Annotated in this window: 22 protein-coding genes and 2 pseudogenes; 16 read left to right on the plus strand and 8 right to left on the minus strand. The window is 68.2% G+C overall.

All coding sequences use genetic code 11. The features are described from left to right. From NCC78_RS10645 to NCC78_RS10665, 5 genes and pseudogenes are all read right to left on the minus strand, one after another. On the minus strand, nt 1-638 hold a 638-nt coding region (locus NCC78_RS10645), incomplete at its 3' end, for an IS4 family transposase (protein ID WP_250793907.1). Between the two features lie 366 nt (nt 639-1,004). Further along, nucleotides 1,005-1,292: a hypothetical protein gene (locus NCC78_RS10650; protein WP_250793909.1), complete on the minus strand. Its 288-nt coding sequence runs from the start codon at nt 1,290-1,292 to the stop codon at nt 1,005-1,007. A gap of 2 nt (nt 1,293-1,294) precedes the next feature. Then, the gene (locus NCC78_RS10655) at nt 1,295-2,389 is read right to left on the minus strand and encodes a WXG100 family type VII secretion target (RefSeq protein ID WP_250793911.1); all 1,095 of its coding nucleotides are present in this window, start codon (nt 2,387-2,389) and stop codon (nt 1,295-1,297) included. After that, nucleotides 2,386-2,712 carry a hypothetical protein gene (locus NCC78_RS10660; RefSeq protein ID WP_250793912.1) on the minus strand — a complete coding sequence of 109 codons (327 nt, stop codon included), beginning with the start codon at nt 2,710-2,712 and terminating at the stop codon, nt 2,386-2,388. Before NCC78_RS10660 ends, NCC78_RS10655 begins: the two co-directional genes overlap by 4 nt. A 545-nt stretch (nt 2,713-3,257) precedes the next feature. Then, nucleotides 3,258-3,419: pseudogene (locus NCC78_RS10665) on the minus strand (SMI1/KNR4 family protein); the annotation flags it as partial. A 474-nt stretch (nt 3,420-3,893) separates the two neighbouring features. Between NCC78_RS10665 and NCC78_RS10670 the strand changes: the two are divergent. The 11 genes from NCC78_RS10670 to NCC78_RS10720 are packed head-to-tail and all read left to right on the plus strand — an operon-like array spanning nt 3,894 to nt 15,844. Continuing rightward, nucleotides 3,894-4,988 (plus strand): LLM class flavin-dependent oxidoreductase, encoded by a 1,095-nt coding sequence (locus tag NCC78_RS10670; protein ID WP_250793914.1) that lies wholly within the window; start codon nt 3,894-3,896, stop codon nt 4,986-4,988. Further along, the gene (locus tag NCC78_RS10675; protein ID WP_250793916.1) at nt 4,985-6,226 is read left to right on the plus strand and encodes an MFS transporter; all 1,242 of its coding nucleotides are present in this window, start codon (nt 4,985-4,987) and stop codon (nt 6,224-6,226) included. The genes NCC78_RS10670 and NCC78_RS10675 overlap by 4 nt, the downstream gene beginning before the upstream one ends. Before the next feature lie 20 nt (nt 6,227-6,246). Beyond that, nucleotides 6,247-6,723, plus strand: coding sequence for a cobalamin B12-binding domain-containing protein (locus NCC78_RS10680; protein WP_372495111.1), 477 nt, complete (start codon nt 6,247-6,249; stop codon nt 6,721-6,723). Then, nucleotides 6,711-7,949 (plus strand): ATP-grasp domain-containing protein, encoded by a 1,239-nt coding sequence (locus NCC78_RS10685; RefSeq protein ID WP_250793919.1) that lies wholly within the window; start codon nt 6,711-6,713, stop codon nt 7,947-7,949. Before NCC78_RS10680 ends, NCC78_RS10685 begins: the two co-directional genes overlap by 13 nt. Then, the gene (locus NCC78_RS10690) at nt 7,946-9,442 is read left to right on the plus strand and encodes a hypothetical protein (protein WP_250793920.1); all 1,497 of its coding nucleotides are present in this window, start codon (nt 7,946-7,948) and stop codon (nt 9,440-9,442) included. Before NCC78_RS10685 ends, NCC78_RS10690 begins: the two co-directional genes overlap by 4 nt. A gap of 2 nt (nt 9,443-9,444) precedes the next feature. Further along, entirely contained in the window at nt 9,445-10,740 is a 1,296-nt protein-coding gene (locus NCC78_RS10695; protein WP_284706284.1) for a methylaspartate mutase, read from the plus strand. Next, entirely contained in the window at nt 10,724-11,971 is a 1,248-nt protein-coding gene (locus NCC78_RS10700; RefSeq protein ID WP_250793923.1) for an ATP-grasp domain-containing protein, read from the plus strand. The genes NCC78_RS10695 and NCC78_RS10700 overlap by 17 nt, the downstream gene beginning before the upstream one ends. A 22-nt stretch (nt 11,972-11,993) precedes the next feature. Further along, nucleotides 11,994-12,926, plus strand: coding sequence for a 2-dehydropantoate 2-reductase (locus NCC78_RS10705; RefSeq protein ID WP_250793924.1), 933 nt, complete (start codon nt 11,994-11,996; stop codon nt 12,924-12,926). A gap of 53 nt (nt 12,927-12,979) precedes the next feature. Continuing rightward, nucleotides 12,980-13,987, plus strand: a complete 1,008-nt coding sequence (locus NCC78_RS10710; protein ID WP_250793926.1) for an asparagine synthetase A — start codon at nt 12,980-12,982, stop codon at nt 13,985-13,987. Then, the gene (locus NCC78_RS10715) at nt 13,984-15,291 is read left to right on the plus strand and encodes a glutamate synthase-related protein (RefSeq protein ID WP_250793927.1); all 1,308 of its coding nucleotides are present in this window, start codon (nt 13,984-13,986) and stop codon (nt 15,289-15,291) included. The genes NCC78_RS10710 and NCC78_RS10715 overlap by 4 nt, the downstream gene beginning before the upstream one ends. Further along, nucleotides 15,284-15,844 carry a flavin reductase family protein gene (locus NCC78_RS10720; protein ID WP_250793929.1) on the plus strand — a complete coding sequence of 187 codons (561 nt, stop codon included), beginning with the start codon at nt 15,284-15,286 and terminating at the stop codon, nt 15,842-15,844. Before NCC78_RS10715 ends, NCC78_RS10720 begins: the two co-directional genes overlap by 8 nt. A gap of 440 nt (nt 15,845-16,284) precedes the next feature. Here NCC78_RS10720 and NCC78_RS10725 read toward each other — a convergent pair whose 3' ends face one another. Both NCC78_RS10725 and NCC78_RS32200 read right to left on the minus strand, forming a co-directional pair. After that, nucleotides 16,285-16,827, minus strand: coding sequence for a GNAT family N-acetyltransferase (locus NCC78_RS10725; RefSeq protein WP_308220891.1), 543 nt, complete (start codon nt 16,825-16,827; stop codon nt 16,285-16,287). 27 nt (nt 16,828-16,854) lie between these two features. Beyond that, a pseudogene (locus NCC78_RS32200) lies at nt 16,855-17,250 on the minus strand (site-specific integrase); the annotation flags it as partial. Nucleotides 17,251-17,285: 35 nt separating this feature from the next. Here NCC78_RS32200 and NCC78_RS10730 point away from each other — a divergent pair. From NCC78_RS10730 to NCC78_RS10740, 3 genes are all read left to right on the plus strand, one after another. Further along, nucleotides 17,286-17,711 carry a hypothetical protein gene (locus tag NCC78_RS10730; RefSeq protein WP_250793930.1) on the plus strand — a complete coding sequence of 142 codons (426 nt, stop codon included), beginning with the start codon at nt 17,286-17,288 and terminating at the stop codon, nt 17,709-17,711. Between the two features lie 45 nt (nt 17,712-17,756). Then, the gene (locus NCC78_RS10735) at nt 17,757-18,194 is read left to right on the plus strand and encodes a hypothetical protein (RefSeq protein ID WP_250793931.1); all 438 of its coding nucleotides are present in this window, start codon (nt 17,757-17,759) and stop codon (nt 18,192-18,194) included. A gap of 601 nt (nt 18,195-18,795) precedes the next feature. Continuing rightward, nucleotides 18,796-19,200: a hypothetical protein gene (locus NCC78_RS10740; protein ID WP_250793932.1), complete on the plus strand. Its 405-nt coding sequence runs from the start codon at nt 18,796-18,798 to the stop codon at nt 19,198-19,200. Nucleotides 19,201-19,416: 216 nt separating this feature from the next. Here the strand turns inward: NCC78_RS10740 and NCC78_RS10745 are convergent, their stop codons facing one another. After that, a complete protein-coding gene (locus NCC78_RS10745) occupies nt 19,417-19,911 on the minus strand; it encodes an SMI1/KNR4 family protein (RefSeq protein ID WP_250793933.1) in 495 nt (164 codons plus the stop codon). A gap of 286 nt (nt 19,912-20,197) precedes the next feature. Between NCC78_RS10745 and NCC78_RS10750 the strand changes: the two genes are divergently transcribed. Together NCC78_RS10750 and NCC78_RS10755 are read left to right on the plus strand one after the other, a co-directional pair. Beyond that, nucleotides 20,198-20,488, plus strand: a complete 291-nt coding sequence (locus tag NCC78_RS10750; protein ID WP_250793934.1) for a hypothetical protein — start codon at nt 20,198-20,200, stop codon at nt 20,486-20,488. 383 nt (nt 20,489-20,871) lie between these two features. Further along, nucleotides 20,872-21,879, plus strand: a complete 1,008-nt coding sequence (locus NCC78_RS10755; protein ID WP_250793935.1) for an ATP-dependent DNA ligase — start codon at nt 20,872-20,874, stop codon at nt 21,877-21,879. Nucleotides 21,880-22,107: the final 228 nt, after the last annotated feature.

Genomic DNA, 22,107 nt, shown 5'->3' on the forward strand with positions numbered 1-22,107 from the left:
GCGATCAGGTCGGCGGCGGCGTAGTTGCGGTCGGCCAGCAGCAGCATCCCGGGTCGCAGGCTGCGGGCGAGCTGGCGGGCTTGGTCGAGTTCACCGGTGGCGGCCGGGTCGAACACGGCGTCGATCAGCGAGCGGGTGCCGCAGGACAGCAGCGCGCTCAACCGCAGCTGCGGGTAGCCGGAACCGCCGTGGTTGCCTCGTTGTTTGCGGTAACGGCCGGTGTTGGCGGGCGAGTCCGCGACTGTCAGCAGGGTGCCGTCGATCGCCGCCACCAGCAGGCCCCGCCAGCGCACCTGCGTGGCGCTCGTGGCGGCCGGGCCGCGCAGCAGCTCGAACAACGCCTGCACCGGTTGCGGACCGAGCCGTTGCCGGGCCTGGCGCAGTGCGCTGCCGGTGGGCGACACCAGCGGCAGGCCGGCCAGGCCGCTGGTCAGTTTCCGCCACACCTGCTGGTATCCCAGCTCGGCGAACAGGCATCCCGCGAGCAGCAGATACACCACGACGCGGGCCGGCAGTAGCCGGACCCGCGACTGCGTACGCCTGGTCGCGGCCAGGACATCATCGACCATCTCGAACGGCACCAGACGAGTCAGCTCGCCCAGATGACCCGGCGCGAATACGCCCGCCGCTACCGTCACCGTCCGAGTTATGGCAATCTGATCAGCCAGCGGAGCTCCAGGTTCACAGGGCGTCTTAGAGTGACCACCCTCTATACCGGAGCTCCGCTGTTTTACGTCTCAAGACACGCCTTGACACCACACCCAACCGCCTAACTGAACGGCGTTGCGTCTAGAGGCGGCAGGATCGGCACCGTCGAGGCCTATGAGCATCTCTAGAATCAGCAGAGGGTCAGCAAGCGATGCGCCATCCGACCGATGGCGATGACGCTGGACAGCGCGATCCATGCAAGGGATCAGATTGGACAGCGCTCGCAAACACGCACCGATGCGGCCGATCAGTATCCCCCCGACGAGGGTCGAGTGCCTGTGGCGTAGGGAGGGTCGCTACTGGAGTGCCTTGCCGGAGCTGGCTTTGCCTTGGGCTGCCAGTTGCTCGCGTTCCTCGGGTGTCATCTCTTCGTAGTGGGCCCAGAACGCCTGGAAGGGCTTGGTCAGTTCGGCGGCGTAGGTGTCGGCTGCGACGGCGTCGCGGAGGCTGATTTCTGCGTTGAGGACGGCTGTGGCCATTTCCCGCAGTAGTTCGTTGGGTCCGTCGGCGAGGCGGGTGAGGGCGTCGCGGAGGGCTTGGCTGCGGTGGTGGTCGCCGGCGGCGACGTCGTCGAGGTCGCTCATGGCTAGGCGGGTAATCCGGCGAGGGGGTGGTCGTAGCGGCTGCCGGTTGGCATTGAGGGTAGTGCGACGGCGTCGAGGTTGCTGAGTTCGCGGACGAGCATGGCACGGAAGGTGTTGACGACCGCGGAGAGCTTCTGGCAGAGGTTGGTGGCGGCGCCCCAGAGCCGGAGCATGTTGGCGACCTCCGCGGCGGCGAGCCCGTAACCGACGAGGGCACCAGCACCGGTGTAAGAGGTGGCCGTTCCGGCAGCGATGCTGATGCCGGCGATGATGGCGGAATCGAGCAGGGCTTTGATGGTGCCGCCCAGGGCTTCCCCGGTGGCCCACACGGCGTCGGCCATTTCCTTGTATCCCTGACCGATGGCGTCCAAGGGGCCACGCAGGTCGGAGACGGCGTTGGCGCTGGTAGTGAAGTAGCGGAACGCGGACTCGCCGGCGGTGCCCTGCCATTGACCGCGGAGGGTGGTGGCCCCGGACTGGAGGTTGTATGCCATGTCGTGCAGCGCGCCGCCGGTGTTGCCGATGACGGGTGCCATGGCGGCGAGGGCCTTCCAGTCGCCGGTAGCGCGTTTCTGGATTTCGCCGATGGGGTCGAAGCCGAACACGATGTCGAAGGCGGTGTTGGCCCACGACGATGGGCTCACGTAGTCCATGAACGCCAGCGAGTTCGTTGGGTTGTCTGGCTCGCCGGGCGGCTTCAGGTACCACGTGATGTCGCGGGCGTCGACGAAGTTGGCCGGGCTGCAGGGGTTGTCGGCGATTTCCAGTTCCAACTGTGTGATGCACCGGTCGGCTGCGGCCGGGAGAGTGCGGTCGATGGACGCGGCAGCGGTCAGGTCGGTGGTGCGGTAGTAGATGGCAGCGGCGGTGAGTTCGGGGGCGGAAGCTTCCAGCAGGCCGGTCAGGCGTTTGAGCGTGGCCTCGATGACGTTGACGGCATGCTCGTGGCTCGCCTTGGCGACGTTGTACGCCTCTCCGCCGGTGCCCGCCTCGGCGTACCGGTGGAAGTAGTCACGGATCTCGCCGACGTCTCCGGCCGCCCGGTGGACCTGCCGCGCGAAGCCAGCCAGAGCCGCGGGCTCCACGACGAGGGTCACTGTGCCACCTGGGACACGATGACGGTGCCAGCCAAGCCCACCACGGCAAGCACAACTGCGCCGATGAGCAGGTACCGAGCGAAAGGCTGCCGCCGTACGGCGTAGGTGCTCACACCGAGCACCCCGCCGACGATGGACACCGACATGGGCACGAGTGCAGCGGGTTCGGCATCGCCGGTCAGGATCAGCCAGCCCGACACCACCCCAAAGAAGATCGCGACGTTCGCGATCGAGGTACGTAGGTTCCGGAAGGCCGAGTGTTGCAGGCGGCCCACCGCCTCGCTGTACTCCTCAACCGCCCTCGCGCGTTCCTCCTCGGACACCGGCCGCCGCTTCAACCGGCCACCACTCCGCACTCTGCGACTCATGCCGGCGAAGATACCAACGACGGTCATGAGATCGCTGCCCTGCGTAATGTTCGATCATTGACAGCAACGGCGACAGCAACCGCAGCGAACGAGGGCAGACCGGCCAGCGCGGAGATGGACGCCTTTCCGAGCCGACAACCGTTCCCAGACGGGCACGGACCTGCTGCACAGAAACTGTAAGCGAGGCGTCAGCCGGCCGACGGCCTGTTCGGGGCAGTAAGGCGTCGGGGATCCTGGTCAGGTGGACAACCAGAATCTCGACGAGCGATTCGGGCCGGGCGCGACATACAAGCACTTGCACTGATCCGCGAGCAGTTCGGCTGGAGCCTGACAGAGGCGATTGACATGCTCAGTGAGCATCACGCGCGGTTGAGAGCCGAGCAGCCAAACGAGCAGCCAAACCAGCGGTCGTTGGCGGACGATGATGGACCGGGACGCCCGGTGGGGCATGAGGACCAGGCGGTGAACCAGCGCCGGGCAGCCGACTCGTAATGCGCGAGTCAGTCGTCCACGTCGTACTCGGATTCGTCGACGAGGCCTGTCAGGAAGGTCTCGAAGTCAGGGGCGAGGACCGTGATCTGGTAGTTCCACTCCTGGTCGACGTGTACGACGGCCGGCTCGCCAGGTGAGCGGTAGTCGAGGGCGACCAGGTCGTGACCCGCCCGACGCCCACACCAACCGCCTAACTGAACGGCGTTGCCACTAACCCACCACCACACAGGACGAGTTCTTCGCGGGCGGCCAGCCGGCCGCCCGCGAACAGACCCGCACCGCCTCTGCCCGCCGCCCACACCGAGGAGCCGGCCCTGGACGCTAAACCGCCCCGACCGCGCCGCCCCAGACAAGCCTTGGCAGTAGCAGCTCGAGCCCGGGAGGTATAGCGCCACGCTGGTGATTTTTGGCACAACATTGGCGGGCTTGCCCACGTAGCTCCTATGTGGAACGTTTATAGGCGGCACGCGATTGGGTCGTGAACTACGCCCGACCACGCTTACCGGTTTGATTCAGGCGATTGCACGGTCGACTACTTTAGTCCGGGGGGACTGTACAGATGCCATGTGTGATGTCTCCATGTTCCGGCCGGCGCGAGCCGGCGACTTCGCTTGACGTGCGACAGGTCCGGAATGGAGTCTGTGATGTCTGAGCTCAGGCTGCACTGGTGCTCGCCGCTCGACAGCGGACAGCAGAAAGCGACCGACAAGTATCAGGCCGGAGAGCTCGATTTCGACGGCATCGTCGACTTTGCGCGGGAGGCCGACGAGCTTGGCGTGGACTCGCTGCTCATGGGCATCAGCTACCACATGCCCGATCCGCTACCCATGATCGGCGCCCTCGTCCGGGAGACGAGCCGGGTGAAGTTCATCCTCGCCTACCGTCCCGGACTGCTCTCCCCGACCCTGTTCGCGCAGGTGGTGAACACGGTCTCCTGGATGTCCGACGGCCGCATCTCGCTCAACCTGGTGGCGGGCATCTCGCCGGCCGAGCAGGCGTTCTATGGTGACTTCCTCGCCCACGACGCTCGCTACGCCCGTTCGAACGAGTTTCTCGACGTCCTGCACCGGTTCTGGCGTGGGGAGACGCCGGTGACCTACCACGGCGAGCACTACCGCATCGAGGAGGCCGAGCTCGGCCTCGGCTACAAGGGCGGGGGGCGGCCCGAAATCTACATCTCCGGCGCCTCTGGTGTCGCACAACAGACCGCCATCAACTTCGGCGACTGCTGGCTCCGGTACGGCGACACGCCGGAGGGCATCGCCGAGGTAACGGGCCCGCTGCTGGACAAGGGGTGTCGGGTCGGAATCCGCATGCATGTCCTGGCCCGGTCCACCCGCGCGGAGGCACTCGCCGCTCTGGACGAGATGATGGTGGACCCGGACGAGAAGCATCGGGCCTGGGTGACGGACTTCGTGGCCGCATCGGACTCCGAGGCGGTGAAGAACTCCTTCCGTCTGGCCGCGTCCGCCAGCGACGACTGGCTCTCGCCGTACCTGTGGTCCGGGGCGGTGGCGTACCGCGGTGGGCCGGCGCTCTGCGTGGTCGGCAGCTACCAGGAGGTGGCTGACTACCTGTACGCCTACAAGGCGGCCGGGGTCAGTCAGTTCATTTTCTCCGGCTGGCCCACGCGGGACGAGATGAGGATCTTCTACACGAACGTGGCTCCGTTGATCCGGGCTCGTGAGCGGGAGACCATTTCCGGTTCCACCAGTGCCGCGATCTCCGCGGAATCGTGAACGCGGCCAGCGCGAAGATCCGCAGGCTGTTCGCTCTCGGTGTCCTCCTCGGCCTCGTCGCCGAGCAGGTCGTGCTGTTCAGCGTGCCGCTGCTGATCTTCCAGGACACCGCCTCCGTCTCCACGCTCGGCTTCGCCTTCGCCCTGGAGTGGCTGCCCAGCCTCATCGCCTATCCCTTCGCCGGACTGCTCGCCGATCGGGATGGTGGCGCCCGGCTCTTCTCCCTGGCGACAGGCGGCCGGGCCCTCGTGCTGGCCGGTGCGACGGCGATCTGCCTGACGCAGCCAGACTGGACGACGCCGACGCTGATGGCCAGTGGAGCGCTGCTGTCGCTGATGATGGCGCCGGTGCGGATGGCGATCGAGAAGGTGGTTCCCCGGATCGCGGTCGGTGACGACCTGCCCCGGACCCAGGCGCTCGTTCAGAACATGGAGCTGCTCGCCATGGCGCTGGGGCCGGCTCTGGCGGTGGCCGCCGCGACCGTGCTCGGCAAGACGTGGCTGCTCGGAATCGCGTCGACGGTGTTCGCGGTGGCTGCGCTGTGCTGGCTGGCCGTACCCCGCGGCGGTGGCTCACTGGGCCGCGGCAGCGTCCGCGGCAACCTCGCCGACATCGGACTGGGCTGGCGGCTGCTCATCGGCAACCGGCCCGTCATTCTGCTCGCCATGCTGAACTTTGCCATCAACCTGGTGTTCGCGACCGCGTTGAGTGCGAACGCAGCGCTGGTGACCGGCGTCTTCGACGCGCCCGAGTCGTCGTTCGCGCTGCTCAACACCTGCGTAGGCCTCACCGGGCTGGTGAACCTCCTGATCGTGCCGCGGCTCCTGCGGCGGTTCGAGATCCGGGCCATCGGTGTCTTCGGGTTCGTGCTGCTCGGGCTCGCGCTGCTGGTGCTCGGCCTGGCGCCGTCGCTCCTCGTCTACGGGCCTGCCTTCGTCCTCGCCTTCGCCGGCGTCGCCTTCTTCAACGTGTACAACCGTACGCAGCGGGTCCGGGTGATCGCCCGTGAGCACCTGGGCAAGGTGATGGGCCCGTTCTACCTGCTCAACCTGCTGTCCTACCCGATCGCCGGTCTGCTGATGGGCGCTGCCGGGGACGCCCTCGGGCCGCAGCGGATGGTCGCCGGTCTCGCCATTGGCCTGGCCGTGCTCGGGAGCTTCCTGCTGCCATTGGTCATCGTAAGTTTCCAGCGAGCACTGGCCGAGTCCGAACCTGTTTCCGTGGGAGCTGTCACGTGAATACTCCGCTCCGGTGTGTGGTGACCACTGTCGAATCAGATGCCCACGCGTGGAACCTGATCTACCTTCAGTTGCTGCTCGAGGAACGCGGCTCCATCGTCCGCAACCTGGGCACCTGCACGCCTGTCGACCTGGTCGTCGCGGCGCTCGTCGAGGAGCGGCCGGACCTGCTCGTGGTGTCGAGTGTCAACGGGCACGGGCACCACGGCGTCCGGATCTTGCTCAGGGCGCTGGCGGCGCGGGGGATCGACGTGCCCTGTGTCGCCGGTGGCAAGCTCACCGTCTCCGAGGCCGATGACCCCTGGGTCCGACGTGACCTGATCCAGCGCGGGTGCGCCGAGGTCTTCGTGGGCCCGACGGCGATCGACCGGTTCCAGGCATTCCTTGACGCTCGGTGGCGCACCGGCGTCGACACCGCACGGCCCAGCGTGCCCGCCCTGCCGGGTCGGCAGACGGGTGCGCTCGATCAAACGGGGGTTGTCTCGTGCACATCGTGATTGTCAACAGGTGGCCGCGATTCTCCGACGGCATCAGGTGGGACAACGAGCTCACCCGGTACGAGGAGTTCATCGACCACGAGCAGCACCGGGTGAGTTACGTCGTCGACCCGCTCGGGGCCGCCGGCGTCCTCGCCGCCCCGACGACGATCGCCCGGATCGAGCACGTCAACGACGTCAACGACTTCGGCGAGCTGCTCGGCGCGGTCACTTCGATCATCGAGCACGTGGGCCCGGTCGACCACCTCATCGCCCTGTCCGAGTTCACGTTGGAGATCGCCGCGCGGGTGCGGGCCGAGCTCGGCATTCCCGGGCCGGGCGTGGCCGAGGTGGCCGTCTACCGGAACAAGGTCCGGATGAAGGAGATCCTCGCCGCCGCGGGAGTCCGGGTACCACGATTCGCGCCGTGCGAGGACGTACCCCGATCGCTGGCCTTCGCCCAGGAGTGCGGTTACCCGGCGATCCTGAAGACGGTCGACGGCGCCGCCAGCATCGGCGTGCACCAGGTGCCCGACGCCGGCGTGCTCGAAGAGCTACTGAACAGCGTCGACCTCACGCGTCACGAGATCGAGGAGTTCGTCACGGGGGACATCTACCACGTGGACGGCTTCGCGGGCCCGGATGCGGAGGTGCAGTTCCAGGTCGTCTCCCGGTACATCAACAACTGTCTGGCGTTCGAAGGCGGTGAACCCCTTGGCTCCGTCGTCGTGCAGCGCTCACCGCTCCGCGACCGGATCGAGGCGTTCACGAGGGAGTGCCTGGGCGCCCTCGACATGCGCACCACGCCGTTCCACCTGGAGCTGTTCGTCACGCCCGCCGACGATCTCGTCTTCCTGGAGATCGGTGGTCGGGTGGGCGGCAGCGAGGTACCCCATCTGCTCAACCGGATGTTCGGCGTGAACCTCTTCGAAGTGTGGCTGCGGGCGATGACCGGTACCACCCTCACCCTGCCCGGCGAGCACGCTGACCGGGCGGGCGGCTGGCTGGTCATTCCCAAGCCCAAGCAGCTGCCGACGCGCGTGGTCCGGGTGACGTCGATGCGGGAGAGTGTGCCGTCGGTGTGGCGTGAGCTCCTACCGCAGCCGGGTGAGGTGCTGGAGCCGGGTGGCAGCTACGACGCGATGCACAGCGGTCGATTCATCCTGCTCGCTGATGACGAGGCGACGGTGGAGAAGAGCATCGTCGACATCATCAGCCGGTTCAAGCTGGAGGTGTCGCCGCTGTGAGCGTGACGGTCGAGAACAACCCGGGCCTGGACACTGGCGCGCTGTACGCGGCGCTCACGGGCTATCTGAGTGGCGAGGAGGTCGACGCGATGGCGACCGCCGCGCAGCGACTCATCGCGGCGGCCGGTCAGGCCGGCATCGAGAACTACAAGGTCATGGTCGCCTACGGGGGTGGCAAGGACAGCACGTACGTCGTGGCGTTCGTCCGAGCGGTGCAGCTGAAGGTCTTGATGGATCACGGTCGCACGTTCACCCTGCGCGTGGCGAACATGCGCCACGCCGGTGTGCCGTGGGCCGTGATGGCGAACATCGACCGGGTGTATCGCGCTCTCGGTCTGCTCGACGACCCTATGGCTGAGCTGCTGACCGTGGATCACACCCAGGTGCGACGGTTCCACCGGGATCTCCCGCTGCCCGACAGCCTGCGCGACATCAACCGGGTCGACATGCTGATGAACGGGCACCGGTCAGCGGGCGACGGCCGGCCAACCTTCTGCAACAGCTGCAACCTGGCCGTCGCAGACTTCTATGGTCGTGCGGCGTGGTGGGACGGTGGGGTGGACGTGGTCTTCACCGGCGACTCCCGCCGGGAGCAGTTGCTCTATTCGGCATGGATCCTCAAGCTGGCCAAGCGCAGTGGCATCGACGTCGAGGAGTGCCGGCGGATGGGCTTCCGGGGCCTGCTCGCCGCTCTGCGGAGCATCGGGGACGCATACTTCCGTGAGCTCTTCGGCGACGAGAGCTGCGCCGAACTCGCCGAGCGGGAGGTCTCGGCCGGCGACCGGTCGGCGCAGCCGGTCTTCATCTCGATCTACGACCTGGTGAGCTACCGGGTCAATGACCACTGGGATCTCATCGTCGACTTCCTCGGCTTCGAGTTCGACGACCTCGCGTTCAACTTCACCGAGTCGGACTGCGCCAATCCGATGCTGATGGCGCACCTGCGCGGTCTGCGGGCCGAGTACGTCCAGGACCGCACGTACGAGGATGGCATCCGTGACTACCTCCAGATGGCCGGCCCCCTGCTGGTCAAGAAGGAGATTCCGGAAGATCTGCGTCGGCTCGCGCTGGATCGGTACGACTCCACCGACAAGATCGCGGTGCGGCGGGACATGGCTGACGGGTACGCCCGGGACGCCTACGGGGTCGGTGAGGAGGCGCTGGTGGCGATGGTGTTCTCACCGTTCTGCGACCAGGGGGCGCGACTGGTCCGGTTCCTCGAGCGGTGCCACCCCGGCATGGCGGCCAAGGTTGACGACCTGCACGCGGCTCTCCGGTGCGACTCGGACGACAGCAGCGCCGTCACCTGGTTGGAGGGCGTCTCGGCGCTGCCGATCCGGCATCTCCGTACGCTCTACCGCAGCACGCTCGTCGACTTCACCACCGAGCAGTCCATGATGGCCAGGGTGCGGGCCGGGGACCCTCACAAGATCCCCGTGGAGATCGCCGACCGCTCGGGCGCGCGATCGGTCGAGATCATCTCCGGGCGCTGATCATGCCCGGGCATCTGGACCGGTTCGTCGCGTCAGCCAGGAGCCGGAATCGGCTGGTGGTACAACCCCGGATGGGCTTCGGCCGTCCCGAGGAGATGCGCGAGGGCCTCCGGGCGGTCGCCGGGCTCGGCGTGTCGGCGGTGGGCACCATCACGCTGGACAGCCACACGCGGGTCGGCGACCACACCACCCCGCTGGACAGGTTGGCCCAGGGCGAGCACCTCAACGGCTATCCCATCGTGTCCCACCCCGTGGAGGTCACCAGAGAACTCCTGCGTGACCTCCACGGCCCCGCGTTCCCCGTGCAGGTGCGGCACGGCACCGCCCAACCTCAGCAGGTGTTCCGACGCCTGATCGAGGTGGGCCTGGACACCACCGAGGGCGGCCCGGTCTCCTACTGCCTGCCGTACAGCCGTCTGCCACTCACCACCGCCGTACGCGCCTGGACGGAGAGCTGCCGGTACCTGGCCGGCGAGACGGAGGAGCCACACATCGAGAGTTTCGGTGGTTGTCTGCTCGGCCAGCTCTGCCCGCCCTCGCTGCTCGTCGCAGTCACCCTGCTGGAAGGGATGTTCTTCCGGCAGCACGGCGTCCGGAACGTCTCGCTCAGCTACGCCCAGGGCACGCTCGGCGCGCAGGACCGCGGCGCCCTGCGCGCCCTGCGCGAGCTGGCGCGGCGGTATCTGGGTGACGACGGCTGGCACGTGGTCCTCTACACCTACATGGGGGTGTTCCCGCAGACCACCCACGGAGCGTCGGCCCTCATCGCTGACAGCGCCCGGCTCGCTCGCCAGGCAGGGTGCGAGCGGCTCATCGTGAAGACGGTGTCGGAGTCTCGGCAGATACCCACTGTCCAGGAGAACCTGGACGCTGTCCGGCTGGCCGTCGCCGCCGCCGCCGAGACCGGCTCGGCCACCCCCGACGGTGAATCCTTCCAGGAGGAGGTGAGGCAGGAGGCGGCCAGTTTGGTCGATCACGTGCTGGCTCTCCACGACGACATCGGCAGGGCCATGGTGAAGGCGTTCGCCGCGGGCGTGCTGGACATCCCGTACTGCCTCCACCCGGACAACCACGGCCGGGCCAGGTGCGTGATCGACGATCGCGGTGCTCTCGTCTGGGCGTCCCGGGGCAACATGCCCCTGTCCGGCTCGACCCAGCCAGGCCGGGCGGGTCGGGTGACGGCCCGGGAGTTGCGCTGGATGCTGCACCACGTCGCCGACAGCTATGACAGGACGGACGGAGCCGACCGGCCGCCACTCCCACCGACGACAGGGGAGAGCCATGAGATCATCGGATGAGGCCCGGCCAGTCGTGGTACTGGTCGACGCCCTCTCCACCGGGGCGCTCCTCGCGCGGCTGGTGGCCACGGATCACGCGGTCGTACACGTGCGCTCCCGACTGGACCTACCGGCAACGTTCGCGGCCACGCTGCCGAGTGACCTGTTCGCCGCCGACCTGACCTACCTGGGCGACGCCGGCGAGGTGCTCGAGCGGCTGGCCGCTCTCGCGCCAGTGGCGGTGATCGCGGCGAGCGAGTTCGGCGTCGAGGTGGCTGACGAGATCTCCGCGAAGCTGGGGCTGCGGGGCAACGACCCGGTGATGTCCTCGTCCCGCCGGGACAAGGACCTCATGATGCGCGCACTGGCCGCCGCAGGGCTCCGGACGCCGCGCCAGCTGTGCGCGGAGGACCCGGCGGAACTGGTGGCCTGGCGTTCCGCGCAGCGACTCGGCAAGGTGGTCGTGAAACCGCTGGACAGCGCGGGATCCGAGGACGTGTACACGTGCGAGACGGACGACGAGGTGCTCCACGCCGCCCGGCTGGTCCTCGGCAAGACCAACCTCATGCTCCGGCTGAACGAGTCGGTGCTGGTCCAGGAGTTTCTCACCGGCGACGAGTTCGTGGTCAACACGGTCAGCCGCAACGGCGTGCACTGGTTCACCGACGCCTGGCTCTGCTCGAAGGTCGAGGTCGACGGGCGGCGCAAGATCTACTCGTATGAGGACCTGCTTCCGGCCGACGATCCTCGCCTGGCGGAAGTGCTCCCGTACGTCGCGGATGTCCTCGATGCCCTCGGCATCCAGCAGGGTCCCGCCCACACGGAGCTGATCGTCACCGAGGACGGTCCCTGTCTGCTGGAAACCGGCGCCCGCCTGTCGGGTCTGGCCAACCCGGTAGCTGTCGAACTGGCCACGGGCGCCGACCAGATCGGGCTGACGATCGACTGTTACCTGCGTGACGGCACAGCGCTCGCGGACCGGCCGCTCCGGTACGACCGCCGGCGATTCGCCCGCTGCATGAACCTGATCGCCCGCCGCGAGGTGCCATTACCGGCGGCGGCCCTCCGCGAGGCGGCCGAACGGTTGCCGGCCTTCGAAAGCGTCCGCTTCCGGGTACGGGAGGGCGCGATCACGCGGCAGACGGTCGACCTGAACTCCTCCCCGGCAGCGGTGTTCCTCGTACATGAGGACCAGCGGGAGATCGAGCAGGCGTACCGGGCACTGCGGGCGTTGGAACGGGACCTGCTGTGAATGCCGGACGAAGGGTAGGACGATGAGGATCGCGGTAATCGGCGCCGGCGGCATCGGTGGATACTTCGGCGGCCGGTTGGCGAACGCCGGCTACGACGTGGGGTTCCTGGCGCGTGGCGCGCACCTGGAGGCGATGCGTCGCCAGGGCCTGACAGTGCGGAGCGTCGCGGGCGACTTCGTGGTGCCGCAGGTGCACGCCTCGGACGACCCCGGTGACCTGGGCGTTGCCGACGTCGTCCTGCTGGCCGTGAAGACCTGGCAGCTCGACGTCGTCGTCGACAGCCTCGGCCCGATCGTCGGACCGGACACGGCCATCCTGACGACCCAAAACGGCGTCGACACGCCTGATCGCGTCGCGGAGAGGTTCGGGCGTGCGGCGGTGCTGCCGGGCAGCGCGAAGATCTTTGCGAACCTTGATGAGCCCGGGCAGGTCCGGCACGTCGGTGGACCGGGCCTGCTGACGTACGGCGAGTGGGACAACCAGGTGACGCCGCGGGTCGACGGGCTGCGCAGAGCGCTCGACGACGCCGGAGTGCGGACGGCCGTGCCGGTGGACATCTGGACTGAGCTGTGGTCGAAGTTCCTCTTCGTGGTGCCGTTCGGCGGTCTCGGCGCCGCGACGGACGCCACCATCGGCGTGCTGCGTTCGCGCCCCGGCACCCGACAGCTGCTCGTCACCCTGATGCGGGAGATCCGTGACGTGGCCCGGGCCAGGGGAATTCACCTGCCAGATGACATCCTGGAGAGCACGTTGGCCTTCGTCGACCAGCAGCCGGCGAGCGGTCGCTCGTCATTGCAGCGGGACATCCTGGCGGGTCGCCCGTCGGAGCTGGAGGCGTGGACGGGTGCGGTGGTCCGGCTGGGCGCCGCCACCGGCACCGGGACGCCGGCCCACGACATGTTGTACGAGCTGCTGTCCGCGCGGGTGGCGCAGTCGGGTCTGGCCGCCGGGTGACGCCCACTGTTCCTGCCGATGCGCCGCCCCTCCATGACGAGTTGGGAAGACCGATGGATTCCACCACTTTCAGCATGAACAGGGCGGAGCTCGACCTGCCCTCTCCCGTCGACCACGTCAGGTCGCCCAGGACCCGGGCGATGGTGCGGGTGCAGAACCGCATGCTTGACGCGGCGCGTGAATTCCTGCGTGACGAGTCGGTCACCGAGATCCGCCCGCCGATCATCGGCCCGGTGACGGATCCCGGTGGACGTGGTGCCAAGCAGGTCGACGTCGACTACTACGGTCGCCGGTACCGCCTCATGACCAGCGCCATCCTGTACAAGCAGGTGACGCTCACCGGCTTCGACGCCATCTACGCAATCGCGCCCAACGTACGACTGGAGCCGTTGGAGACGGCGGTGACGCACCGCCACCTCGCCGAGTTCCACCAGATCGACGTGGAGGTCGCGGGAGCCAGCCGGGACGAGGTCATGCTTCTGGCCCAGCGTCTGGTGGGTCACATCGTCACCCGCTGCCTGTCCGACTGCCAGGGCGAACTCTCCGAGCTGGGCCGCGAGACCGCGGAACTGTCCCGTGCGTTGGAGCCGTTCGACCGGATGACCCACGCCGAGGCGGTCGCGGCACTGATGGACTCGGGCCACCCGCAGGATCCGGGAGCCGAGATCGACTGGCAGGGCGAGGAGCTGCTCTCCAGCCGTGCGCCCCGCCCCTTCTTCGTCGTGGACTACCCCAAGGGCAGCCGAGGCTTCTACGACAGGGAAAGCCCGAGCGAGCCTGGCCTGCTGCGTAACTTCGACCTGCTCGCACCCGGCGGGTACGGCGAGCTTGCCAGTGGCAGTGAGCGTGAGTACGACTACGGCCGCATCGTGACCCGGATGCGGGAGACGGGTGAGAATCCCGCCAAGTACGGGTGGTACCTCGAAGCGGCCCGCGCCGGCATCCCCGCGAGCGCCGGCTTCGGCATCGGGCTGGAGCGACTCACCCGTTACGTCGCGGGTCTCCCGGCGGTGTGGCAGGCCAGTCTGTACCCGAAGGTCCCCGGGGTGTTCGCGCCGTGACGCGGTTGTCGGCCGCCGGGTTCCCTGAGGCGGAGGTCCGGGCCCGGGCGCGCGAGGGCGCGCGTCGGGCCTTCCCTCCGCTCGATGAGTACGGGACGACGTTGCTGGGGGGGCGCGGCTCCGCTCCCGTCGGTGGCGACCCCTTCGACGCTCTGCGTATCGTCCCGCCCATCTTTACTCCGAGACGCCTGGAGAAGCTCATCGAGTTGGCCCGGGAGCCTCTCCCGTCCGACGTCGACCTGGCCGTGTCCATCGGTGGGTTCCGGTCGAGCTGCCCGGTCTACGTGTCGGCCTTCGGCTCCACCCGGGCGGCAGGGGACGGGCTCGGCGCAGCAGTCGCCCGCCAGGCCGGCCGGCTCGGCCTGCCGCTGGTGATCGGTGAGAACATCGTGCCGGTCACCGGGTACGGCCGCCTGCGGCGGCAGGACGAGGCATCGATGTTGCTCGACCGCATTCGTGCCTACGCGGAGGACCTGCCTGCCGGGCTCGGGGGCGTGGTGGTCCAGCAGAGCACTGAGGACGCCGACGCCGAGGTGTGGAACCTCGTGTACAGCGACCCGAACGTGCAGTCGCTGGCCGACTCTGGACGCTTGGGCTTCGAGCTGAAGCTGGGCCAGGGCGCCAAGCCCGGACTGGGCGGGATGACCGTTGTCGATCGAGCGACGCAGGCCCGTCTCGGCGACGCCTACGCCTTTGACGATCTCTTCGCGACCGGGTCCGAGCGGGTCATGCGGAGCGGGAGCCCGGGAACGTTCACCGCGGAGATTCTCCGGAACCAGATCCGGTTCATGCGCAACAACTACCCCCGAAGCCGGATCTGGGTGAAGATGCCGCCGGTCCGCGACATCCGTGAGGCCGCCGAGGTCGCCCGAACGGCCGGGGCGGACGCCGTCACCGTGGACGGGGGCGAGGGTGGCAGCGGCTGGGCGCCCACCGCGTTCATCGAGAACGTCGGGCTCCCCCTCGGCGAGTGCCTTGTCCGGGTAGCCTGGCCGTCCAACCCGGCGACCACACTGCTGGCCAGCGGACGCATGTGGGAGGGTACCCGGGCGGTCAAGGCATTCGCGATGGGCGCTGGTGCCGTGGGTCTGGGCCGGGCGGCCCTGCTCGCGGCTGACGAGTGCGGTGACGCCGGCCTCGTCAGGCTGGTGGAGTGTCTGACGTTCGAGATGCGACTCCTGATCAGCGCGCTCGGTAAGTACGACGTCTCGCAGCTGGACCGTGAGGACCTGTGGTCGGCGCAGCCCACCGGGACGGAACCCGCCGCGGCGACCGTCGCCACGGACGGAGCGGGCGTTGGCTGACCACACCGGCACCGAGCGCTGGGCCGGGGCGTCCCGACGGTGGCCGGACCATGACCGCCGGCGCCCGGACGACACCACCCTTCGTGGCACCTTCCGGGAGGCGATGAGCCAAGTTCCGGCGGCCGTCAGCGTCATCACGGCTCGCCGGGACGACGGCCGGCCGACCGGTCTGGTGGCGACGGCGGTGATGTCGTACAGCACGGAACCACCGTCGCTGGCCGTCTCGGTCTCCCACCGGGCGCGATCACACGCGGCCATCGCGGGAGGTACGAGCTTCGGCGTCCACTTCCTCGCTCGGGAGCAGAACGGCCTCGCGATGGCGTTCGCTTCCCCGGCGGAGGACAAGTTCGCCGGCCTAAACTGGGTCGAGGTGGCCGGTGCGCCGATGTTGAGTGGATGTGTGGCGCGGTTCGTGTGCGTCCGTGCCGCTACCTTCCCGCACGGCGACCACACTCTCGTGATCGGCGACGTGGTGGAGGTCGTCAGCGCCCCGGGCGCGCCCCTCGTGCACCTCGACCGGAGCATGGCGTGGGAAGTGGTGCCGGCCTCGTAATGCCTGCGCCGACCAGCCCCGGGGATGGTTCCGGTCGCGGTACCCGGGGCAGCAGGTTCTATCGGGCGGCACAGCCAGCGATCCACGCACCCGTCGCGGGCCGTCTACCGCCGCGCGGACCCCCGACCGGGGGGCGCTCCTGCTTCATCCGTGGTGGATCGGTGCCGGACGCTCCAGCACCGTCGGGCCCGGTTGCCGAGCTGGGTCCCGCGCTGTTGGCCGGGCAGTGCCGCCGCTGTCCCGGTCTTGTTGTCGGTGACCGACCCCCCCCCCGGCCACCACGACCGGGATGACCAGCCGGAGGGCATCCACGCCACCCCGTTTGCGGCCAGTATCCTCTTCACGGCGTCCCGGCTGGCCGTGGCCGCGAGCAGCCGTCAGTGTCCCGTTCGACCAGCCTGCCGGCTACCCACCCGGCGCCGCTCGGCTGGACGTCTCAATTAACTGGCTGGCCGCTCGAACAAGAGCTCCGTACCGTCCTCTTCGTCCCACTGCTCGCCGACGTGGTCGAACCCGAAGCCCACGATCGTGGCGAGCGAGGCGGCATTCTCCGGGCTTATGCTCGCCCGCACAGTGGACACATCCGGCTCGGTCGCCGCGCGGCGCAGCAGTTCTCGCACCATGGCCCGAGCGTATCCGCGACGACGGCAGGCAGGGTCCACCCCGTAGCTGAGTTCCACCATCCCGGCGCTGTCCGGCGGCCCGTGAAAGCCGCCTACGCCGACAACCGTCCCCTCAGGGACGGTGACTGCGGCGCACGCCACCCAGTCGGCGGCGCCGGGATCGGCAGCGATCTGGTCGAGACGCATCCGCCACAGCCACGTGATGTCGTCGGAGATGAACCAGTCGGTGAGCTGAACGCCGGTCGCGACCCGGGCGGCGGCCAGTTCGCCGTCGAGGAGGGCTTGCAGCACGACGGGGGAAAGGGGAACGAAACGCACGGACGGTGCGAGAGTGCTGGGCATCGCTGAATGGTCACACATCAACGTCGTGGTGAGGGACCCATGTCCAGCGATCTTACCTTTTGTGCCCTTGTCGGCTAGACCTCCAGGGCTAGGTGTGGTCTGCCGTCGGACCGTCCAGGTCCAGTTCGTCACATCGATATCACCTGCGCTTACCCCAGCGACCTCGCCGATGCGAGCCGCCGTGCAGGCAGCAAAGATGACGACGTCGGCCCAACCCTGAAACTGCCCGGCTGAACGCCTTACGAGCGCGTCGGCGAGTTGCGTTAGGGCGTTCCAGTCTGGCAACGCCAGTGACCGCGGATCGTCGAGCTCATCCTCAGCACGCCGATACTCGCGTTGCCAGCCGCCGATCTTCGCCGGGTTCCGGTCAACGATGCCGTCGCGGACCGCTTGCTCCAGCACCCGAACGAGAATGGCAAGGCTGTTCTTGACCGTCGCTCGTAGCCGTGCTGTCTACCGGGATCGTGGCTGTGCCGGTGTCGTGGGCTGTTCTCCGGCAGGCCGAGGCGGAGCGGGGGGAGGCGACGCCGGACGCGGCCGTGACCGTGTACGTGCTCAAGATGAGCAGCGGCGAGGAGGTCGGCCTGTCGCGGGTGCTCGCAGGCAAGCGTCATGACGAGCTGCTGCGGCAGTGGCGCCGGTACCGCGGCGAGATGGAACGCGGCAACGTGCCATCGAAGCTGGAGACCGTCGGACCAATTGACGTCGAGGACCAGGGCGACGACCGCGCGACAGTGACCGCCCAGGTCCACGGGATTTGGTGGAACGATCGGATCAACCTCAGCGGCACAGCCCACCGGTGGCGGTTCGAGACCCGGCGAGACGCCGGCGGCTGGCGGGTATGGGCAGCCGGCCTTCCAGCATGGTGCGGTGTGCACGTCCGGGCAGACGCCTGCCGTTGAGCGCTACGCGTCAACGACCGGCCCAGCAAACTTAGGAATGGGCATATGGGACTGCAATATGCATACTTCACGGCCGAGGATGACGAGGCCGCCGCAGCGGCTTTCGCGCTGGGGGCATGGCCGCCGCCCACCTTCCCCAGAGAGGAATTCGGGCTGACCGAGGACGTCCGGCTGGGCGACCTTGCTGATCTGGAAAGTCTGCTCACCAGCCGGAGCGTCCAGGAGATCACGGCGGATCCTCGGTGCTACGCCACAATTGTCACCGAGTTCGACGAGGATGCGGGTGTCGACCTGTGCGGCATCATGGCGGTGACCGACACGTTCATCCAGGCGCTGGCCGCCGCAGACCTGTCCACGCTGCGGGAAATGTCTTACGGCTACTACGGTTACGACTACTACGTGGGCGCGTTGCGGGAGCTGGCGGCCGTTGCACAGCACGCGGTGGCTCGTGGGCATCACGTGTACTGCTTCTGGTTGGTGTGACTCCTGGAACCCACCCCGGCTGCCAAGAGTTAGGCAGAAACTTCAGGACAACTGCTTAGTGACTCTGCCGGCGGTCAGCCTCCTGCCGAACCGCCCCCGTGAGATCGCGCCAAGTGCCGGCCGAGGTCTTCATCATCCGGTCGACCATGGAGCGGGCGGATGCCTCGTCCGGGAAGTCGTACGACACCGCCTGCCCTCCGTCACCTCCGTGGCGGCCACGGACCCGCCAGAGCCGACCGCCGGAAGAGCCACCTCACCTAGCTGCCAAAAAGCCTGGCCCGAAATCCAGGGTTGGAGCTTCCGCGGTCGTGGCTTGATCAACTCTCCCCCCACTTCGCACACGGACGTTTGCGGACGCTGCGACTCATGCCGGAAGCGCCTTGTAAGCGAGGCGTCAGGGGTTTGGCCGAGCAGCCAAACCGGCGAGGATAAGCAAAGATCTCGGGCCCGGGCACCGTGCTGGACACGGGGACCTGGCGGTGGGCCGGTTGGGAGCGCTCGACTCGTGGTGGATTCCCTGTCCCTGGTCATGTGCGCAGGGTTGACAACCTTGGTTGTCCGGCGGACTCTGGGGTGCAAGGTCACTGACGAGGGAGTCGTCATGCGGGAGCTGACACCGGACGAGCGACAGGAACTACGGCGGGAACTAAGTGCTGTTGCCGCGGACTGGGCGCAGCGGCTGAACGGCTCCGACGCGGAAGCGCAGCCCAGGGCAGACCACGAACCGAGCTACGCGGTGCGGATGCGGACGCATCTCGCGCGGATGGCGGCGGGCGAGCAGATGCGGGGCCTTCTCGCTGATCTCGTTTCGACGAGTGCTCAGGAAGCGGTGCAATACGGTGCCGGCTACCCGGAGCTCGGCGCGGCGGTGGGCGCCAGCCGGCAAGCGGCACGTAAGAGATGGCCGAACCTGCCGATCTCAAAGAGGCGCGCCAGCGGGAAGCAACCGCCCGGGGGCATCGGTTGGGCCGGTGACAGTCATCTGGGCTACCCAGGGGGAGCCTGAGGGGAATCGTCAGCTGACATCGGAGCGATCACCACCACCTCAAGCCCGATGAGCAGAGGAGCGAGAGTGCAACGTTCCCAGTGAGGGCTTGGACGAGCAGCCAACCGAGCAGCCAAACCGGCGGCCGGGGGCGAACGACGCCGCACGCCAGCATCAGTTGATGTGCAGCGCACACTGGCGAGAGCAGGCGGCCACGGCTGACTCGTAATGCGCGAGTCAGTCGTCCACGTCGTACTCGGATTCGTCGACGAGGCCTGTCAGGAAGGTCTCGAAGTCAGGGGCGAGGACCGTGATCTGGTAGTTCCACTCCTGGTCGACGTGTACGACGGCCGGCTCGCCAGGTGAGCGGTAGTCGAGGGCGACCAGGTCGTGACCCGCCGACGGGCAGTCGGCGATGTAGACGCCGATGTCGGGGTAGCCCCATTCCGCTACCCAGAACGCGCTGCCCAACTCGCCGCAGAGGCTGAACTGAGCAGTTCGACCGATCGCTGCCAGCGTGTACACGGCAACGTAGTCCTTAGCCCAGGAGGTTCCACCGGGTGCAGGGTAGGCACCACGAGCGAGCGAGCCGCCGTTGTGTCGACGAGCCAGGTCGACGTACGCGGCGGGCAACTGGTGCCCAAGCTGCGCCTCCACCGCCCGCAGAACCTCGTCGGTGAGCGGGTCCTCCAGCGGGCCGGATCCGTCGAAGACAGTTGCGGGATCGAACATGAGTCGACGGTAGTCGGTTGGCGACAGTTCCAGTGGCCTCGGCATGATCATCCGGCACAAGGCGGGCACAAGTGACGCCGACAAGGACTGTCAACCGCTGTAAGGCATCGGAAGAACCCGTCAAGGTCAGGCGGCCGATCCGCCCGATTGGCGTTAATCAGAAGTAGGCCAAAGGGGTTCAGGGTTCGAGTCCCTTGGCCCCGGCTGCCGCTCTGGACTTCGGCCCCCGCCCGGGGGCAGTTGGCGTGCACTGGCTTCTCGACTTGGCCCGCTGCAAGCTCACGTGATGAGCGATCCAACCGCCACTGATGGCCTATACGACTGCCCGGCATGCGGATACCACGGGATCGGCAAGCCGTACGAGCACTGGCCGCCGCCGGCCGGGGTCGAGCTGACACCCCCGTATGAGGATCTGCTCGGCATGCCCTCGTACGAGGTCTGTGAGCGATGCGGCTTCGAGTTTGGCTTCGACGACAACCCGGGAGGTGAGGCGCAGCCGGAGTCGTTCGAGCAGTACCGACAGGAATGGGTCGCGGACGGGCGCCCCTGGCTGGATGGCCGATCGGCAGAAGACTAGGAGCTCCGAAACAGCCATCCCACTCGGGCATAGCCCTGAAGACCGCGCCCGCCTCAGGCGGAGTAAGCGTCTAAAGGCCGAGCAGCCAAATGAGCAGCCAACCCAGCGGTCGTCGGCGGACGATGACGGACCGGGGCACCGGCTTGGGCAAGAGGGCCAGGCGGTGGACCAGCGCCGGGGAGCCGACTCGTAATGTGCAGGTCCAACGCATTCGTTGTGCCTGATCTGCGCCCGAACCCCGCTCCCGCTGCCCCACGATGACGGGGGAGGGGCGAATATGAGCGGCGCTCGTGGCCTGGGCGGACGGGGCTAGAGGGGTGAGTCCAGCCTGGCGTTGGGACCCCTCATTGGGAGGGTCTGTGCTGCGCAGGCCCGTCGCCCCGATGCTCGCTGCACCGGTAGATGCGGTACTTGAGGGCCCGAACTTGGTCTATGAACCGAAGTGGGATGGATGGCGCGCGTTGGCCTTCCGTGGAGATTCCGACGTCTACCTCCAGTCGCGCGCCGGCCGGAACCTGACGTCGTACTTCCCGGACATCACGCGCGCGGTGCGGGCCTTCGTGCCGGCCGGGGTGGTGCTCGACGGGGAGTTGGTCGTTTGGGAGGGCGGGCGGACGAACTTCGCCCAGTTGCAGCGGCGGGTCACCGCCGGCGGGGGCCTGCTGCGCGTCGCCCGTGAGCACCCGGCCTACTACGTCACCTTCGACCTCCTCGTGGACGCTGGTGGGGAGCCCGTGCTCGATGCTCCTCTGGTCGAGCGCAGGTCCCGGCTGGTCCGGTTGCTCGCCGGCGCCCCACCGCAGCTGGCGGTCACCCCGCAGAGCACCGACGTCGCCGAGGTCAGCGAATGGCTGACCAGCTGGACGGCGGCGGGTGTGGAAGGTGTGGTGATCAAGCGGCTCGACAGCCGCTATGCGCCTGGTCGGCGAGGATGGGCGAAGTTCCGAGTCCGGGCCACCACGGAGGCGATCATCGGCGGCGTCACCGGCAGCATCCGCGATCCCGAGACCGTTCTTATCGGCCGATTCGACCGGCGCGGTCGGCTGCGATACACCGGCCGCACGCATCCGCTGGCCACGCCCCAGCGCCTGGAGGTGGCAACGCTGCTGTCCCCGCCACGTCCGACGGATCGCAGGCTTGTCACCCACCCCTGGCCCGAGCCGCTACCCGCCGCATGGTCCGGCCAGTTCGACCGGCCCGAGCCGCTGCACTACGTCCAGGTCGAGCCGACCGTCGTGGCGGACATCGAGGTCGACACGGCGTTCGAGCACCATCGGTGGCGTCACCGCGTCCGGTACGCCCGCCCCAGGCCGGACCTGTCGGTGTACGACGTACCGCTGCTGCTCGGTGAAGGCATGGACCCGTTCCCCGACTACGCGAGCAGCGCCTGATCCGACCTCCGCTCAAATCCCGTCGCAGGAAAGGCGCCAGGGCGCTCGGGTTTAGGCAGCCCCTCGTTGTGGCTGCGGCTGGCCCGGGATCTGCCGTACCTGTTGGAGCAGGTCCGGGCGGTCACCCTGCTGTGTGAGGGCGGCCGGCTGTTCCTGGACGTGAGCGCCGAGGTGCCGGTGGCGACCTACCCAGTGGGTGAAGGGCCGGATCCGAGCCGGGTCGCCGGG

Origin of the sequence: Micromonospora phytophila, assembly GCF_023656545.1 — a bacterium.
GTDB classification, from domain to species: Bacteria; Actinomycetota; Actinomycetes; order Mycobacteriales; family Micromonosporaceae; genus Micromonospora; species Micromonospora phytophila.